Genomic DNA, 17,135 nt, shown 5'->3' with positions numbered 1-17,135 from the left:
TTATCCGGCCGGGAATATGACCACAAACTCCACCCCCGCCCCCGGCGCGCTCCGCGCCTCGATGCCGCCCCCGTGGGCCAGCACGATCTCGCGGCTGATGGCCAGCCCCAGCCCCACCCCCGTCCTCACCCCGGTCACCTGGTAAAAACGGTCGAAGACGCGTTCCAACTGGTCTGGGTGAATGCCGGGACCCTCGTCGGTGACCGTGGCCTCGATACGGGCGCCGTTTTTATGTGCGGCAACCCTGACCGTAGAGAACTGAGGGCTATTCTTGACGGCGTTATCCAACAGATTGTTGAAGACCTGTTCCAGCCGGTCGGCGTCGCCCCGTACCGTCAGGCCTGACGCGACATCAAGCTTCAGCGCTACCGATTTGTCGGCGGCGGGCAGGCTGAAGAGTTCGACCGAATGGGTCAGCACCTCAGCCAGGTCCACATTTTCGAAACTCATCCTGAGCTGGCCGGATTGAAAGCGGGACAGGTCCAGCAGTTCGTCCACCTGCCGGCGCAGGCGCCGGGCTTCTTCGTTGATGACCCTGGCGGCCTTGTCACGGGTGGCCGTATCGGCGGCGGTGCCGTCGAGGAGCGCCTGGGAAAAACCCTGGATGGCGGTCAGCGGGCTTTTCAGTTCGTGGGAGACATCGGCGACGAAATGCCTTAGCTTCAGCTGTGAAGCCTCCACCTCCGACGCCATACGGTCGAAGCTTTTCGCCAGCTTGCCGATCTCACCGGTTTCTTTCGAATCGATGCGATGGGCATATTCCCCAAGGGCGATCTTCCCGGCGGCGGCGGTGATATCGCCGAGGGGCTTATAAACCGAACGCGACAGCCAGAGCGCCAGCAGCAACGAGGCAAAAAGGGCGATGATACCAGCCCAGGCGAAGGGGCGAAAAATCCCGGCCAAGGCCACAGCAGCCTCAGGCCGGGGCACCGTCAGGATCAGCGTCTGCGCCCGCGCCAGACCGGCCGGCGCTCGGGCCAGCGGGTAGGCCGAGTAGAAATACTCTCCCCCGGTGCTGTCGGTCAGTTGTCCGGTAGTTCCCTGCGGGACGCCGTGGGGCAATGTGCCTTCGGGAAACTGTAATATCGCCCGGCCTTGCGGCGTCAGTTGGCGCACCAAGTCGCCGGAGGTATCAGACCACAGGATATACATACCGGAAGCATCGGCCTGTTCCTGCATGTTCTGGATGAGTTCCGGCAGGGTGACATTCCCCCGTATCAGTGCGGTCACCTGCACCGAAATAGGCCGGGCGGCATCGTCGAGCCGCTCCAGCGCCAGGTTGTCGGCGTACTGGCGAACCAGCACGGCGCTGCCCAGCGCGGCGATGAGCAAGGTAACGACCACCACCAGCGCATAGGTGAAGAAAAGCTTCAGCCGCAGGCTCACCCGGCCTCCTCGCGAGCCACCAGTTTGTACCCCGTGCCCCGAAGCGTTTCGATGTCGACGCCGGAGACTTTCAGCTTGTCGCGCAGATGGTTTACGTGAACATCCACGGTCCGGGTGTCGCCGTAATAGTCGTACCCCCAGACCTGGTTTAGGAGCTTCTCCCGGCTGAATACCACGCCGGGATGACGGGCCATAGCCAGCAGCAGGGCGAATTCCTTGCTGCGCAGGGATATTTTCGATCCCGCCACCGCGGCTTCATGGCGGTCTGCGTCTATCCTGAGGTTGCCCAGTTCGATAACTTCGGCCGCCGGTTCCATCACCTTGCTGCGGCGCAGCACCGCTCTGACCCGCGCCAGCAATTCGTGGGGATTGAACGGCTTGGTAAGGTAGTCGTCGGCTCCCATTTCCAGCCCGACGATCTTATCCACATCCTCACGCCGGGCGGACAGCATCAGCACGGGTACCTGGCTGCCTTTTCGGATACGTTTCAAGACCTCGAACCCATCGATGTCGGGCAGCATGACGTCCAGTATTATCAGATTCGGACCGGCAGCGGCGATCTGGTCCAGGCCGTCGCGGCCTTTCCCGGCGGAGAGTACCTTATAACCATCGCGTTCCAGGTAAAGCCGTGCCAGTTCGACGATATTGGGCTCGTCGTCGATGATGAAGATCGTTTCCATAATATTATCTGGCTTTTGCGACATTATAACGGGCAGGATTGGTAAATGAAACAGGCCGGCAGGTTCCCCTCCCGGCCTGTTCTTTCTACGCGATTACCGGTCACGCTGTCCGTGCGGACGTGGTAGGCAGAGGAGGAGTCGGCGCGGTCTGCCAGTCAGGATGCTGGTCTTCCCATGCCTTAAGTAACTGGTTGGCCTCACCCTGACTGATGATACCGTTAGCCACCAGCCGGTCGAGGACGGTTATCACTCTGTCGTGGTTCTTCATCGCCAAAATCCGGGCTTCGATGTCCTCGAAGGACGGCGGCGGGTTGGCCTCTTCCCAGACCTTAAGGAGCTGGTTGGCCTCGCCCTGGGTGATGATGCCGTTGGCCACCAGCCGATCCAGGACGGCGACCACGTTATTGTGGTTCTTCATCGCCATGATCCGGGCTTCGATATCCTCGAAGGACGGCGGCGGGTTCGCCTCTTCCCATGCCTTGAGGAGCTGGTTTGCCTCGCCCTGGGTGATGATGCCGTTGGCCACCAGCCGGTCGAGGACGGCGACTACGTTATTGTGATTCTTCATCGCCATGATCCGGGCTTCGATGTCCGCGAAGGACGGTGGCGGATGCTTTTCGTCCCAGTCTTTAAGGATCTGATTGGCTTCGCCCTGGGTGATCCGGTCGTTCTTCACCAGCCGGTCGAGCAACGCGACCACATTGCTGCGGTTCCGCATCTCCATGATGCGTTCGATGATCTGATCGATCGTCGCCGCAACACTGGCGTCCGGACGCTGTGTCCGTTCGACCGCCGGCGCCGGTTCCCTTGCGGTCCTATCCGCCGCCGCCACTCCCACCGCGCCTGTAGCCAGCACGGCCAGAACCACGGTACCTGAAACCAGTCTCAAAATCGTCTTTGACATATCGTCCTCCTTGTGACACCCATACTACACTCCCAGTATTATCCAAGTATTAGCCGAATGTAAAATGTTTGTAAATTTTCTCAAGGGAGGTGAATAAGGTGTTTTCAGTTTCAGCTTCGGGCCGACCGATATAGGAGAGCAAATGACGGTTTTTGTTTTTTCGCCGATGCTATTTTCGGAAACAATCCCGATTTTCCACGATTGGAATCCGAGGCGCCAAACGTGAGATTGTTTCGTTGTGACAAGTAAAAACAATCCAAACAATTCAGGCGACGATCCGGGAGAACCACGCGAAGAAATCCGAGAGGCGGCAAAACAACGCAAAATCAGCAAGTTCATCCTGTAACACGCTTATCAGAGAGTGCATTGTAGCACACCGGCACTCCTGGGCTGTCAATAGGATTTTGGCGGGTTTGGCATATTTATTTTTAGGTCATGACAAGTGATTGAGCGCCTGTTGCCGCTCTGCGGCTGTATTGCTATACTTACAAGGTTAATTTCATGACGACGACGATTACCAAATACGAGACGGTCATCGGGCTGGAGGTCCACGCCCAACTGGCCACCGCCAGCAAGATGTATTGCCGCTGCGCCTCGGACTATGCCGACGCGCCGCCCAATACCCGCGTCTGCCCGGTATGCCTCGGCCTGCCCGGCGTCCTGCCGGTGATCAACAAGCGCGCCGTGGAGTTCACCATGATGACGGCGCTGGCGCTCCACTGCACCATCGCGCCGCACTCCAAGTTCGACCGCAAGAACTACCCCTACCCTGACCTTGTGAAGGGTTACCAGATATCCCAATACGACGAGCCCATCGGCCGTAACGGCTGGCTGGATGTCACCGTCAACGGTGAGGTGCGGCGTATCGGCATCACCCGCGTTCACCTCGAGGAAGACGTGTCCAAGCTCATCCACCGCGATGAACTCGGCGGCGGGCACTCCCTGGTGGACGTCAACCGCTCCGGCGTGCCGCTGATGGAGGTCGTCAGTGAGCCGGACATGCGGGAGCCGGAAGAGGCACGCCAGTACCTGATGAAACTCCGCACCATCCTGCGCTACCTAGGCGTGTCGGTGGCCAACATGGACGAGGGATCCTTCCGCTGCGACGCCAACATCTCGCTCAGACCGGCTGGTGAGACGAAGTTCTACCCCAAGGTGGAAGTCAAGAACATGAACTCATTCCGCGCCGTTTTCCGGGCGCTGGAGTACGAGGTCGGCCGGCAATCCAAAGATTATGACCTGGGCATCAGCGCCAAGCAGGAGACCCGCGGCTGGCTGGACGACCGGGGCGAGACGGTCTCGCAGCGCTCCAAGGAGTTTGCCCACGATTACCGCTATTTCCCGGAACCCGATCTGCCGCCGCTTAAGTTCGACGACAAATGGATCGAGGATGTCCGGTCGCGGCTGCCCGAACTACCGGAAGCCCGCCAGGCCCGCTTCATGCGAGATTACAGCCTGTCCGATTACGACGCCTCCCTGCTGACCTCCGCCCGCGAGACGGCGGATTATTTCGAAGCCGTCCTCAGCGCGGATATGGCGGCAACCGCCAAGGACGCCGCCAACTGGGTCAACGGCGAGATCTCCCGCATCATGAACGCGGCCAACATCGACATCGCCGCTTTCAGCGAAAAGGTGCCCCCCGCCGCCCTGGCCGGCCTGGCCGTCGTCACCGCCAAAGGCACTATCAACAGCGCCACCGCCAAGACCGTGCTGGAGGAGATGTACAATTCCGGCAAGTCCGCCGCGGACATCATTAAGGATAAAGGACTTGCCCAGATCTCCGACGACTCCGCCCTCAAAGACATGGCCGCGGACATCATCTCCGCCAATCCGGCCGCCGTCGCTGATTATCACGCCGGTAAAGAACAGTCGCTCAAATTCCTGGTCGGACAGATGATGAAACTGTCCAAAGGCCGGGCTAATCCGGCCCTCGCCGCCGATATAATTCAACAGAAGCTCAAGGAAGGTTAAAACAATGCTCACCTTTTTACTTATCGCCCAGATCATCATCGCCGTGACCCTCGGCCTTTCGACCCTGCTGCAGGTGCGGGGCGGCGGCCTGGGCGGCATATTCGGCCAGTCGGACACGGTCTTCCGCACCAAGCGCGGCATCGAGAAATCGCTCTTCCAGTTGACCATCGCACTGGTGATCATGTTCGTCCTGGTGTCCATCTGGGTGCTGCTGATAATCTAGTATCCCGAACGATTGTCGAACGGGGGCGAAATGAACTCCGTCATCACCCTGACCACGGACTTCGGCGTCGCCGGCGGCTATGTCGCCGCCATGAAGGGCGTCATCCTGGACACCAACCCGGAGGCCCTGCTGGTAGATATCAGCCATGAAATCCCGCCCCAAAATGTGTTTCAGGCGGCTTTCGTCCTATCCACCGTCTATCCTTACTTCCCCCGTTCCGCCATTCACCTGGTGGTGGTGGACCCCGGCGTCGGCACCACCCGGCGTATCGTCATTCTCCGGACGCCGTCAGGGACCTTTGTGGGGCCGGACAACGGTGTGCTCTCCTACGCGATCCAGGAGTATGCCTCGGGCGATTTCGTCGAAGCCAGCGGCGGCCTCCGCCAGGTCAAACTGAACCCGGAGGCGCATGCCGTGGAAGTCACCAACAGCCGTTTCTTCCGCCAGCCGGTATCGGACACCTTCCACGGCCGGGACATCATGGCCCCTGTGGCGGCGCTCCTGTCCCAGGGGTTTCAGATAAACGCCTTCGGCGAAACGGTCAACCGGTTGAACATGCTGAAGCTGCCCCAGCCGGAAGTTCTCGCGGGCGGCGGGGTGACCGGCCACGTCCTGCACATCGACAACTTCGGCAACGTCATCACCGACGTTCGCCCCGAAGACCTCCCAGCCGGGACCAACCTGCGCATCGATCTCGGCGGCCATTTGGTACAGGGCTTGAAACACGCTTACGCGGACGGCAGCGGCCTGATGGCTGTCATCGGTTCCGCGGGATACCTGGAGATCGCCTTGAAAGGCGGCAGTGCCGCGGCCCTGTGCAGCACCCGGGTCGGCGATGATATAAAAATAAGGGCGGGTGCCTAGCTAGTCCGCTATCGGCACCCGCCCGTGTAAACCTTGGTAAACCTTATTCTTTTCTCGTTACCTGGGATCCTTTTTGGTCCTCTAGTGCTGCTTCGCTCTTTACTTTCCCGTCCTGATCATACGACCAGATGGATTTCAACCCAGCCTATGGAAAGCTCAAGAACCTTCGTTCTGACTCCCCGCTATGGACATCACCTAGGATTTTCCATCTCCGAGCGAGGAGTGTGCCTGAGGAAAGAGCCAAATCCCAAGAACGGCTTGCCTTTCTACCATTCATCCTCCTTTTTCGTTATTTCGATCCTTGCGAGTACTAGTACCGGTACTCACATTTTCAATATACTCTCAAATACGGGTTAGGTCAAGACAGGTTAACCGCGCCCAGCGGCGGTCTGCGACATTGTTACAGCCAGTAAATCCTGTCAATAGTATTTCAGCCTCTCACCCAGGCTCTTCAAAACTCCAGATTTCGCCCGATTCAGGTAGCAATACCCTTGGTCGATGGATCCCGGACTGAACAGGGACGCCTTCCGGGTTGCGTTTATGTTAAAATCAGCCGATGCGCATCGATATATTGACCCTGTTCCCGGAGATGTTCGCCGGACCGTTCGGTTCCAGTATCCTGAAGAGGGCTATCGACCGCGGCCTGCTCGATATGCAGCTCCACAACATCCGGGATTACACCCATGATCGCCATCATGTCGTCGATGACACGCCCTACGGCGGCGGTGCTGGCATGGTCTTGAAGCCGGAGCCGGTGTTCGAGGCCGTCGAGACCGTGCAGGCTTTGGACGATGCCAGGGCTCCAGTCATCCTGCTCTCACCCGCGGGTCGATTGTTCACCCAAGCCATCGCCGCCGAACTGGCGCAAAAGCCGCGCCTCATCCTCATCGCCGGGCATTACGAGGGCATCGATGAGCGGTTGCGGGCGATCATCGACGATGAGATAAGCATCGGCGATTATGTCCTTTCCGGCGGAGAACTGCCCGCCATGGTGTTGACCGACACCGTGGCGCGCCTGCTGCCCGGCGTCCTGGGTTCGAGCGAATCCCAAGTCGATGAGTCCCACAGCCAGGGACTGTTGGAATATCCCCACTATACCCGCCCGCCGGAATTCCGCGGCATGGCGGTGCCCCCGGTGCTGCTTTCCGGAAACCACGCCGAGATCGCCCGCTGGCGGCGGCGGGAATCATTGAAACGCACCCTGGCGATACGACCGGAGTTATTGGATATAGCAGAATTGTCGAAAACCGACCGGAAGACGTTGATCGAGCTAAAAGCCGAATTCGATAGCGGCGAAAGCGGCACCGATTAAGCCCGACTTGCTATTCAATGCCCTTTTGTGATTTACTATTCAGTCTGTAACATTGCTGATTTTTCCGGCGGGTGTTGACCCGGCGCGGTATGACAAGGAGTCCCATATGAAAGTTTCAGAGTTGGTACCGGCGGCGGTCAAAACCGATTTCCCCGAGGTAAACCCGGGTGATACCGTTAAAGTACATGTCAGGATCGTCGAAGGCGAAAAAGAACGCATCCAGATGTTCCAGGGTGTTGTGCTGCGTACCCGTAACGGCGGAGACGGCGGCAATTTCACCGTGCGCCGTGTCACCTACGGCGTGGGCGTAGAGCGCGTTTTCCCCTTCGCCTCTCCGCTGGTCGATAAGATCGAAGTGGTTCGCCGCGGCCGGGTCCGCCGCGCCAAGCTATACTACCTGCGCGGATTGTCCGGCAAGGCCGCCCGCATCAAGGAACAGCGCGAACCTAAAGCCACCGAATAGAAGCAGCGAGAAAACGCTTGCGCTACGCCGAGGTCAGTGTCAATTCACCGGCCGCCGGTCGTAACTCTTACAGCTACGAAATACCGGCCGGGTTGAATATCCGGCCGGGTCAGGCTGTGCTGGTACCCTTCGGGCCGAAGACTCTCCAGGGCATTGTGGTGGAAGTAGGCGATATCCCCCGCTTCGCCGAGACGCGCCTCCTGGCCGGAGTCACCGATCCTCTCGTCTGTCTCACCCCGGCGCAAATGGCGACGGGTCTGTTTATCAGCCGCCATTACCTGGCGCCGTTATTCCCCTCGCTGGCGCTGTGGCTGCCTCCCGGTTTCGAACGAAAGGCGGAAGCCATCTTCAAAACCACAGAACTCCCTTGCGATGTCGCCCTATCCCCGACCGAGTGCGCCATCATAGAAGACATCAGGCTTGACGATACCGTCGAACAAAAAACGCTGGAAAAACGCTTCGGAAAAACGGCGGCGCGCAATGCGCTGCGGCACCTCCTCGATAACAATCTAATCGACCGGCGCTACCGGCTTCAGCCACTCAAGATCAAACCCCGGTTGGAAACAGTGGTCCGCCTTATCATCGATTTCGATGCCGCGCAGGCAATCGCCGGGAAACTGATGGCGAAAGCCCCTAAACAGGCATCAATCTTGTCTCAATTGATCAACTCCCGCGGCAACAACACCGCCGCCGCACTGCGCGATGAGATCGGCGATATTTCCGAGGCGCTGGCTGCCTTGACCCGGAAAGGCCTGATCGAAACCGTCAAAGAAGAATCCCGGCGCGCCCCACGCCTGCCCGCCGCGATGGAACTGCCGCTGCCCCCCACCCTAACCCCCGCCCAAACCACCGCCGTCGAAGCTGTCATCCGAGGCATCGATACGGCAATGCCCGGCAAAACGCCCGCGTTTTTGTTGCACGGGGTGACCGGCTCTGGTAAAACGGAGGTCTATCTTCACGCCACCGCCCATGCCTTGAAAGAAGGGAAACAGATCATCGTCTTGGTGCCGGAGATCGCCCTCACCCACCAGATCATAGAACGCTTCACCGCCCGATTCCCCGGCCGTGTGGCGGTCTTGCACAGCAAACTGTCCCTGGGCGAACGTTTCGACCAGTGGCGGGCTATCGCCGAAGGGGTCTTCGACATCGTAATCGGCCCCAGGAGCGCCCTGTTCGCCCCCGTGAGTCAACTAGGCCTTATCGTAATGGACGAAGAACACGAGTGGGCCTACAAACAGCAGGACACTCCTCCCCTGTATCATGCCCGCACCGTCGCTGAACGTCTGGCGACTGAGTCAGGCGCCGCCTTGCTGCTGGGTTCGGCGACACCGGATATCGAAAGCTATCATAAGGTGTCCACCGGAACAGTCACCCTGTTGGAACTACCGGACCGCCTCACCCCCCACCCCGGAGCAGCGCTGCCGGCGGTCACCCTGATCGATCTCCGGGAAGAACTTAAAAGCGGCAACCTCTCCATCTTCAGCCGTAAGCTGCGGGCTGAAATCACGGATGCCCTCAGGAACAGGGAACAGGTCATCCTGTTTTACAACCGCCGCGGCGGCGCCACCTTCATCCAGTGCCGTGATTGCGGCGAGGTGCTCAAATGCCGCAACTGCCTGCTGCCGCTGGGTTATCACCCGGTTGAGAAGCGGCTGGTCTGCCATCATTGCAACGCCGGTTACCGGGTGCCGGAGATCTGCCCGGTATGCCACAGCCGCCGCATCAAGTACCTGGGCCTGGGTACCCAGAAACTGGAGGAGGAGACACAGCGGGAATTCCCGGAAGCCCGTATCCTGCGCTGGGATTCCGACGCCACTCGCGGCAAGGATGCCGGATACCAGATCTTCGACGATTTCCGCGCCGGACGGGCAGATATCCTTATCGGCACCCAGGTGGTGGCGCGCGGGCTGGATCTGCCCCGGGTCGGGCTCGTGGGCGTGATCAACGCCGATACGGCGCTCAATCTACCGGATTTCCGCGCCGGTGAACGCACTTTCCAGTTGCTGGCCCAGGTAGCCGGACGGGCCGGGCGCGGCGAATTCCCCGGCCGGGTGGTGGTGCAAAGCTACCAGCCGGAGCATTACGCCGTCATCGCCGCCGTCAAACATGACTACCCGAGTTTCTTTCAACAGGAGATCAAATTCCGGCGAACGCTGGGCTACCCGCCTTTCGGTGAACTGGCCGTGCTGACGATTCAACATGTCGATGAAGGCACAGGCCGCGCCGTAGCCGCCACCTTGAAAAATAAATTGACCCTGGAGCGGGATGCCCGGGGTCTGACCGGCATCGATTTTCTCGGCCCGGCGCCAGCTTTCGTGCCGCGGCGCGGCGGCCGTTACCGCTGGCAGGTGATGGTGAAAGGCTGCGGCGTATCCGAATTCCTTTCAACCGCCGGACTCCCCGCGGGGATCGGTATCGATGTCGATCCACTGGGTCTGGACTAAGTCTGATTTAACCTGGCGGGCACGGCAGAGACGAAATCCCTCTTAGTCTCTCCTTCGACTTCGCTCAGGACAGGCTCTTTACGAAAAGGAGAGACACGAAATACGTGAATTAATCCGAAGACCCTTGCCCCACCCCGCCGATGCTTGTATAGTTAGAGCATTCGTCATGGCAGATACAACACCCTCGTTCATCAGCGTAAACGATCCCGGCCAGCGGGCTGTCATTGCCGCCATTGCGGCGGTGATTCATACCAAAGGCGTCAAGGCGTTCATCGCCGGCGGATTCATCCGCGATACTTTGCTCAAATTACCGGTGTGCGATCTGGATGTCGCCGTATCCGGCGATACCGCCTCCCTAATAACCGACCTGGCGGACAAGCTCGGCAGCGCCTGTTTCGCGCTGGACGAGGGAGCCGGCATGTTCCGCATCACCCTCCCGGCCGGCGGCGCCTTCAGCCAGGTGGATATCGGCGATGCCTGGGGTACTATGGAAGAGGACCTCGCCCGGCGGGACTTCACCATCGACGCTTTGGCCTGCCCGCTCGAAAATTTCGACATCGCGACAGGGGAACTGCCGGTAATAGATCCCAGGGGTGGGATGCGAGACCTGGAAAAGCGACTCATCCGCGCCGTCTCTCCCGATGTTTTCCAAAAGGACCCGGCACGCCTACTCCGGGCGGTGAGACTGGCCGCCGAACTCCGATTTACCATCGAACCGGCCACCGAGGTTGCCATCACCGCCGACGCCGAATCGGTCGCAAATGTCGCCGGCGAAAGAACCCGGGAAGAACTGGTGAGACTGCTTTCCCTGCCCTCGACGGGCGCCGTATTCGAGTACCTTGACCGGCTCTCCCTCCTGACCCGGATATTCCCGGAACTGGAGCCGTCGCGAGGCGTCGATCAACCTAAAGAACACACCTGGGACGTACTGGGTCACCAGCTTAAAACGGTATCCTCTCTGGACTGGGTATTACGACGAGGTGACTGGTCATACGCTATGCCTGAAGCGAAAAGCATCATCCCCTGGGATGCATCGACCGCCGCATATTTCGAATCCCCGCTGAACGGCGGCACCACCCGGCTGGCCCTCACCCGTTTGGCCGCGCTCATCCATGACATCGCCAAACCGGAGACCAAGGTCCTGGCGCCCAACGGCCGCGTCCGCTTCTACGGCCACGCCGGCCGCGGCGCGGTGACGGCGCAGGAAATGCTGAAACGGCTGCGATTTTCACAAAAAGAAACCAAATTCGTCGCCGCCATGGTGGAGTCCCACATGCGGCCGAACCAGATGGGTCCAGAAGCGATTTTACCCACCCCCAAGGCGGTCTATCGCTACCTGCGGGACACCGGCGAGGCGGCTGTCGCCACCCTTTATCTCAGCCTGGCCGACCACCTGGCCGCCCGCGGCCCGACGCTGTCGCTTGATAACTTTCGTGAACATGTTACAATAGTGAACTATGTTCTGGCCGAACGCGGTCGGCAACTGGAAAAATCCCGGACGCCGCGGCTCCTGACCGGAACCGATTTACAATCACGCCTCGGCTTGAGACCGGGGCCTGAAATGGGGACGATTCTCACCGCCGCCGGAGAAGCGCAGGCCACCGGGGAGATCAGCACGCCGGAGGAAGCCATCGAGTTCGCTCGCCGGTTGATCGAACGCGGGGCGAACGGGTCTTAACAATAATTAAACAGAGAGCGGCGACACGATAACGAAACTTTAACCTGATAGGAAATCGCGGCGGCTGCTCAGACCGCCATTTTCTGGTAAACTGTGGCCAACTAAAATATCGATTTTAATCTGGATTCGGAATAAAGAATGAAAAAACATCTTCCCGGACTTATCACCATCCTGGTGCTCCTGATTTTATCGGCGCTGGTGGTCCTGCCGATGGGCGACGGCATCCTGTTCGGCAAGCCTGTTCAGCTCGGCCTCGACCTACAGGGCGGCATCCACCTGGTCTACGAAGCCGACCTGTCCGGCGTGGCCGACGAGGACAAGGACGCCACCATCGAGGGCATCCTGGGCGTCATCAATAACCGGGTCAACCCCCTGGGCGTCAGCGAACCCAATATCGCCCGCCAGGGAGAGAACCGCATCGTCGTGGAACTGCCGGGCACGGAACTGTCCGATGCCCAGAAACAGCGCATCGGCTCCACCGCCCTGCTGGTCTTCGGTGAGATCGCCGGGGCTGATGAAGAGGCCACCTGGGTGAACGAACTGGGCCGCTGGAAACCGGCCACCGCCGAGATCGACGGCGTAGTCAAGGAACTCAATTCCAGCTATTTCAACGAAAACACCTTCGTCACCACCGGGCAGTTCGGCGGCATCGAACTCAACTTCGAGTGGAACGGTGAAGGCTCCGCCATTTCCGAGGCAGTCACCACTCGCCTGGTAGGTGACAGGCTAGGCATCTTCGAAGGCGACACGGCGCTCATCGGCGACGACGGTCTCCCCATCGCCCCCACCGTCAACACCGTCATCACGGATTCCGGCGTTATCACCGGGCTGTCCACCAACGAAGCCCAGCTCCTGTCGCGTCAGCTCAATGCCGGACGCCTGCCGGTGCCGCTGGAAGTCATCTATGAGAATACCGTCTCCCCGATATTGGGCGCCGATTTCGTGGATCTCAGCCTGCTGGCCGGCATTATCGGCATCATCCTGGTGATGATCTTCATGACCGTCTTCTACCGCCTGCCCGGCCTGATGGCCAGCGTGGCCCTCCTGGTGTATGTCGTGCTGGTACTGGCCATCTATAAACTGGTGCCGGTGACGCTGACGCTGGCCGGCATCGGCGGCTTCATCCTGTCCATCGGCATGGCGGTGGACGCCAACGTGCTTATCTTCGAGCGGATGAAAGAGGAACTCCGGGCCCGCCGCACCGTGGGCGCCGCCATCGAGGCCGGTTTCTCCCGCGCCTGGAGTGCTATCTGGGACGCCAACGTCACCACCCTCATCGTTTGCGCCATCCTTGTCTGGGTCGGCGGCAGCGTAGCCGCCGGAGCCCCGGTACAGGGCTTCGCCCTGACGCTGGGTGTCGGCGTCCTGGCCAGTATGTTTACCGCCATGTTCATCACCCGCACCTTCCTCCGGGCGCTCATCGGCTCCAAAGCTGCTAAAAATCTCAAACTATTCACCACCGAAACAGGGGACCAGAATGCCTAATATCATCGGTAAACGTAAACTTTTTCTCAGTCTTTCCGGGGCGCTGATCGTCCTCTCGCTCATTTTCCTGGGCGCCTTCGGACTGAAATCCGGTATCGACTTTTCCAGTGGTTCGCTGCTGACTGTCGCTTTCGACTCGGCCCCTGAGCTTTCCGACCTCAGAAGTGAGCTTTCAGACCTGGGTTACGGCACCGCCATCATCCAGGAGACCGGCAGCGAGGATTTCATCATCCGCCTGCCTTCCATCACCGACGCTCAGAAAAACACCCTCGAGGACGGGCTGGAAACAGCTTTCGGCGCTCTGACCGAACGCAGCTTCGAATCCGTGGATCCCATCATCGCCAGCCAGACCTCCCGGATCGCCCTGATCGCCGTGGGACTGGCTTCCGTGGGCATCCTGCTGTACCTGACTTACGCCTTCCGTCGCATGCCCAAACCGCTGCACTACGGCACCGGCGCCGTGGTGGCGGTGCTGCATGATGTCGTGGCCGTACTGGGCATCTACGCCGTGCTGGCCGCCGCCTTCGGCTGGGAGATCAACCTGGTCTTCATCATCGGCATCCTGGCGGTCATCGGTTACAGCGTCAACAACACGGTGGTCGTCTTCGACCGGATCCGGGAGAACGCCCTGCGCGGCGTGGCCCCGACCTTCGAGGGCGTGGTCAACCGCAGCGTGGCCGAAACGCTGATCCGTTCCATCAATACCTCCCTGACCACCATCATCGTGGTGCTGGCGCTGATGCTCTTCGTGGGCGCCACCATCCAGAACCTGGCGGTGGTCATGCTCATCGGCATCATAGTGGGCACCTATGATTCGGTCTTTGTCGCGCCGGCGATACTGGTTATCTGGGACAATTTCGACAAGAAACGCATCGGGGCCAAATCTTAATCACCGATTCCTGATATCCAAATTCCAAAGTCCAAATATCAAAACTGGTCCGGGTGTTTTTATCCAAGATTTTGCGCTTAGGCTTAGGAATTATCGCTGATGGTAAACACTAAAACCCGCGCCGCGTCACTTTCGGTAGCTTCCAACACCCTGCTCATCGTCCTCAAGGTGACGGTGGGGCTCTTGACCGGCGCGGTCAGCGTGCTGGCAGAGGCCATCCACTCCGCGCTGGACCTGGTGGCCGCCATCATTGCCTTCTTCGGTGTACGTGCCGCCGACAAACCCGCCGACCGGGAGCACCCTTTCGGTCACGGCAAGTGGGAGAACGTCTCCGGCACTGTCGAGGCCGTGCTGATCTTTGTGGCCGCGATCTGGATCATCTACGAGGCGGTCAAGCGGATTCTCCACGGCGCCGAGGTCGAACTGCTGGGCTGGGGCATCGCCGTGATGCTGGTTTCCGTCATCGCCAACACGCTGGTCAGCCGCCACCTCTTCAAGATCGCCAAAGCCACCGATTCTGTCGCCCTGGAGGCCGACGCCCAGCACCTGCGGACTGACGTTATGACCTCCGCGGGGGTTCTAACCGGCCTGGCGCTGGTACAATTCACCGGCCTGACCGTCCTGGACCCAATCATCGCCATGGCGGTAGCCCTGATCATCATCAAGGCGGCCTACGACATCCTCAAAAAGTCCTTCGGCGGCATCGTCGATACGGGACTGCCCGACGGTGAGGAAAAGCTCATCGCCGACGTGCTGCGAGAGCACCGGGCGCAACTGACCGGGTTCCACAGCCTGCGCACCCGCAAGGCCGGCGCCCAGCGCTTCGCCGAACTGCACCTGGTGATGCCGCGCGCCGCCTCCGTCGAAGAAGCCCACCGGATGTGCGACCACCTGGAGGCTGACCTCAGGGAGCGCCTGCCGCGGCTGGAGATCACGCTGCACGTGGAGCCCTGTGATGAGGAGTGCGATGAGTGCGAGATGGAGTGTGGGGAAAGACGCGACGGGTGAAATCCTAATATCTAATTTCTAAATCCAAAATAGATTCCAAATTCCAAACCTAAATCTCCAAACGCACCCTCCGCCCCTTCACCCTCACCCTCATTCCCTCTCCCATCAAGGGAGAGGGAGGTTGGAAGTTAGAGGTAGTGGATATTCTTCAGATCCGCGATGAGAGTCGATATGTCGGGTGATGCCTTCAACCTGTCCGGGGGCGGGTCGAGTGGGTCGTCGATTTGGGAATCGCCGAGGAGGATTTGGAAGGTGGCGGCGACGGACGCGGCCAGGGCTTCCAGGTGGTAGCCGCCTTCCAGGCATAAGACCAGGCGGCCACCACAGAGGTCTTCCGCCAGGTTTTTGATCCTCCCGACCATCGCAGCGAAGCCGGAGACGGGCAGGTTCATGCCCGCCAGAGGGTCCGCCCAGTGGCCGTCGTAGCCGGCGGAGACGAGGATCAGGCCCGGATTGAAGCGGCGGACGGCGGGCAGGATGATCTCGTCGAAGACTCGCAGATATTCCTTATCGCCGCAGGCGGACGGCAGGGGGATGTTTAGCGGGGTTGATAGTTTATAGTTCATAGTTGATCGTTCCGATTGATTAGAAAGTGGAAACTGGTAACTATCAACTCCCCCCAATCCCCCTGTCCCCGGGTAATGCGGGTACTGGTGGGTCGAAACGTAGTACGCGCCGTGGTCGCCTTCAAAGATGGCCTGTGTGCCGTTGCCGTGGTGGACGTCAAAGTCGATGATAGCGACGCGGTTGAGGCCGTATTTTCGCCGCGCTGCGGTGGCGGCGATGGCGACGTTGTTCAACAGACAGAAACCCGAGCCTCGATTTCTGAAGGCATGATGGCCGGGCGGGCGGGCCAATACCATGCAATGAGACACCCTGCCCTCCATGACCGCCTCTACAGCCGCCACAGAGCCTCCCGCAGCATATAACGCTGCCTTCCAGGACCCCGGCGAGACGTGCGTATCCGCGTCCAGCCATCCGCCGCCCTGACCAGCCATTTTCTCCAATTCTTCCAGGTAGGTATCGTCGTGGACGGCCAGAAGTTCCAGACGAGTGGCGGGGCGTGCCTCGACGGATGTCAGGCGGTCAGCTATGCCGCCGCTTCCAAGGCGCCCCATTATCGCGCGCAGGCGATCCGGGGATTCCGGGTGGGAAGGGCCGGCGTCGTGGGTGAGGAAAGCGGGATGATGGACGTAACCGGTTGACATGAATTATCCAATCCCTCATATCTAACGTCTTAGAACAATATCCATTATCCAAGGCTTAATTGTCAAAACCAGAAACCAAGACCGCTTCGCCGGGAGCCCTTCGACAAGCACAGGACAGGCCTCGCAATGACGTGGGGGGGAAAATAGAGAAGGCCCCCCGGTTGCCCGGGGGGCCTTCTGGTTATCCGTTGCTGTTTAGTCTAACGAGTTAGACTACGCGGCGGGTGCGGACGATGAGCACGATCACCAGGACGGTCAGCAGTGCGCCGATGCCGACGATGATCCAGATGTAGCTGGGGGTCTCAGTCGCGGGAACGGTCAGGGTGATGTTCGTCTGAGTGGGGGCTGGCTGGGTCACGGTGACCACAGGAGGCGCAGCCAGTTCAGTAGTGAACACGCTTGTTACCCATCCGGATGTACCGGAACCAGTTACCGCGCGTACCTGCCAGTAGTAGGAGGTGTTGTTGGCCAGGTTAGCGCCGGTCCAGGCGTAAGCCGAGATCGGGGTGGTGGCCTTGACGGCGGTGCTGAAGTCAGCCTTGGTGTCAACCCAGACTTCGTAGGAGACGGCACCGGGGACGTCAGCCCAGTCAAACGTCGGTTTGACCGGTACATTGGTG

General features: G+C 59.9%; 14 protein-coding genes and 1 pseudogene. 10 read left to right on the top strand and 5 right to left on the bottom strand.

The genetic code is table 11. The annotated features are described in order from the left end of the window. From ABFB09_RS05450 to ABFB09_RS05440, 3 genes are all read right to left on the bottom strand, one after another. The gene (locus ABFB09_RS05450) at nucleotides 1–1,386 is read right to left on the bottom strand and encodes a HAMP domain-containing sensor histidine kinase (RefSeq protein WP_347000492.1); all 1,386 of its coding nucleotides are present in this window, start codon (nucleotides 1,384–1,386) and stop codon (nucleotides 1–3) included. Then, entirely contained in the window at nucleotides 1,383–2,066 is a 684-nt protein-coding gene (locus tag ABFB09_RS05445; RefSeq protein ID WP_347000491.1) for a response regulator transcription factor, read from the bottom strand. The genes ABFB09_RS05450 and ABFB09_RS05445 overlap by 4 nt, the downstream gene beginning before the upstream one ends. Nucleotides 2,067–2,166: 100 nt before the next feature. Further along, on the bottom strand, nucleotides 2,167–2,970 hold the full coding sequence (locus ABFB09_RS05440; RefSeq protein WP_347000490.1) for a hypothetical protein: 804 nt from the start codon (nucleotides 2,968–2,970) through the stop codon (nucleotides 2,167–2,169). 501 nt (nucleotides 2,971–3,471) lie between these two features. Between ABFB09_RS05440 and gatB the strand changes: the two genes are divergently transcribed. From gatB to ABFB09_RS05390, 10 genes are all read left to right on the top strand, one after another. Then, nucleotides 3,472–4,941 (top strand): Asp-tRNA(Asn)/Glu-tRNA(Gln) amidotransferase subunit GatB, encoded by a 1,470-nt coding sequence (gene gatB / locus ABFB09_RS05435; protein ID WP_347000489.1) that lies wholly within the window; start codon nucleotides 3,472–3,474, stop codon nucleotides 4,939–4,941. 4 nt (nucleotides 4,942–4,945) lie between these two features. Beyond that, nucleotides 4,946–5,164, top strand: a complete 219-nt coding sequence (gene secG, locus ABFB09_RS05430) for a preprotein translocase subunit SecG (protein WP_347000488.1) — start codon at nucleotides 4,946–4,948, stop codon at nucleotides 5,162–5,164. A gap of 30 nt (nucleotides 5,165–5,194) precedes the next feature. After that, the gene (locus ABFB09_RS05425) at nucleotides 5,195–6,028 is read left to right on the top strand and encodes an SAM-dependent chlorinase/fluorinase (protein ID WP_347000487.1); all 834 of its coding nucleotides are present in this window, start codon (nucleotides 5,195–5,197) and stop codon (nucleotides 6,026–6,028) included. Between the two features lie 556 nt (nucleotides 6,029–6,584). Further along, entirely contained in the window at nucleotides 6,585–7,340 is a 756-nt protein-coding gene (gene trmD, locus ABFB09_RS05420; protein WP_347000486.1) for a tRNA (guanosine(37)-N1)-methyltransferase TrmD, read from the top strand. 106 nt (nucleotides 7,341–7,446) lie between these two features. After that, a complete protein-coding gene (gene rplS, locus ABFB09_RS05415) occupies nucleotides 7,447–7,803 on the top strand; it encodes a 50S ribosomal protein L19 (RefSeq protein ID WP_347000485.1) in 357 nt (118 codons plus the stop codon). A gap of 17 nt (nucleotides 7,804–7,820) precedes the next feature. Further along, nucleotides 7,821–10,247: a primosomal protein N' gene (gene priA, locus ABFB09_RS05410; protein ID WP_347000484.1), complete on the top strand. Its 2,427-nt coding sequence runs from the start codon at nucleotides 7,821–7,823 to the stop codon at nucleotides 10,245–10,247. A gap of 166 nt (nucleotides 10,248–10,413) precedes the next feature. Further along, the gene (locus tag ABFB09_RS05405) at nucleotides 10,414–11,925 is read left to right on the top strand and encodes an HD domain-containing protein (RefSeq protein WP_347000483.1); all 1,512 of its coding nucleotides are present in this window, start codon (nucleotides 10,414–10,416) and stop codon (nucleotides 11,923–11,925) included. A gap of 138 nt (nucleotides 11,926–12,063) precedes the next feature. Continuing rightward, entirely contained in the window at nucleotides 12,064–13,410 is a 1,347-nt protein-coding gene (gene secD, locus ABFB09_RS05400) for a protein translocase subunit SecD (protein WP_347000482.1), read from the top strand. Next, nucleotides 13,403–14,299, top strand: a complete 897-nt coding sequence (gene secF, locus ABFB09_RS05395) for a protein translocase subunit SecF (RefSeq protein ID WP_347000481.1) — start codon at nucleotides 13,403–13,405, stop codon at nucleotides 14,297–14,299. Before secD ends, secF begins: the two co-directional genes overlap by 8 nt. Nucleotides 14,300–14,398: 99 nt before the next feature. Continuing rightward, nucleotides 14,399–15,307: a cation diffusion facilitator family transporter gene (locus ABFB09_RS05390; RefSeq protein ID WP_347000480.1), complete on the top strand. Its 909-nt coding sequence runs from the start codon at nucleotides 14,399–14,401 to the stop codon at nucleotides 15,305–15,307. Nucleotides 15,308–15,435: 128 nt separating this feature from the next. Here the strand turns inward: ABFB09_RS05390 and ABFB09_RS05385 are convergent, their stop codons facing one another. Together ABFB09_RS05385 and ABFB09_RS05380 are read right to left on the bottom strand one after the other, a co-directional pair. Continuing rightward, nucleotides 15,436–16,515, bottom strand: a complete 1,080-nt coding sequence (locus tag ABFB09_RS05385; RefSeq protein ID WP_347000479.1) for a histone deacetylase — start codon at nucleotides 16,513–16,515, stop codon at nucleotides 15,436–15,438. A gap of 208 nt (nucleotides 16,516–16,723) precedes the next feature. After that, a pseudogene (locus tag ABFB09_RS05380) lies at nucleotides 16,724–17,135 on the bottom strand (hypothetical protein); the annotation flags it as partial.

The organism is Dehalogenimonas sp. THU2 (assembly GCF_039749495.1).
Classification (GTDB): Bacteria; Chloroflexota; Dehalococcoidia; order Dehalococcoidales; family Dehalococcoidaceae; genus Dehalogenimonas.
The sequence above is the reverse complement of the archived record's forward strand: the minus strand, read 5'-3'. Positions and strand labels throughout refer to the sequence as shown.

Coding starts and splice junctions, on each gene's coding strand:
- ABFB09_RS05445 (WP_347000491.1), bottom strand. CDS start 2,066: ATGGAAACGATCTTCATCATCGACGACGAGCCCAATATCGTCGAACTG.
- ABFB09_RS05440 (WP_347000490.1), bottom strand. CDS start 2,970: ATGTCAAAGACGATTTTGAGACTGGTTTCAGGTACCGTGGTTCTGGCC.
- gatB (WP_347000489.1), top strand. CDS start 3,472: ATGACGACGACGATTACCAAATACGAGACGGTCATCGGGCTGGAGGTC.
- secG (WP_347000488.1), top strand. CDS start 4,946: ATGCTCACCTTTTTACTTATCGCCCAGATCATCATCGCCGTGACCCTC.
- ABFB09_RS05425 (WP_347000487.1), top strand. CDS start 5,195: ATGAACTCCGTCATCACCCTGACCACGGACTTCGGCGTCGCCGGCGGC.
- trmD (WP_347000486.1), top strand. CDS start 6,585: ATGCGCATCGATATATTGACCCTGTTCCCGGAGATGTTCGCCGGACCG.
- rplS (WP_347000485.1), top strand. CDS start 7,447: ATGAAAGTTTCAGAGTTGGTACCGGCGGCGGTCAAAACCGATTTCCCC.
- ABFB09_RS05405 (WP_347000483.1), top strand. CDS start 10,414: ATGGCAGATACAACACCCTCGTTCATCAGCGTAAACGATCCCGGCCAG.
- secD (WP_347000482.1), top strand. CDS start 12,064: ATGAAAAAACATCTTCCCGGACTTATCACCATCCTGGTGCTCCTGATT.
- secF (WP_347000481.1), top strand. CDS start 13,403: ATGCCTAATATCATCGGTAAACGTAAACTTTTTCTCAGTCTTTCCGGG.
- ABFB09_RS05390 (WP_347000480.1), top strand. CDS start 14,399: ATGGTAAACACTAAAACCCGCGCCGCGTCACTTTCGGTAGCTTCCAAC.
- ABFB09_RS05385 (WP_347000479.1), bottom strand. CDS start 16,515: ATGTCAACCGGTTACGTCCATCATCCCGCTTTCCTCACCCACGACGCC.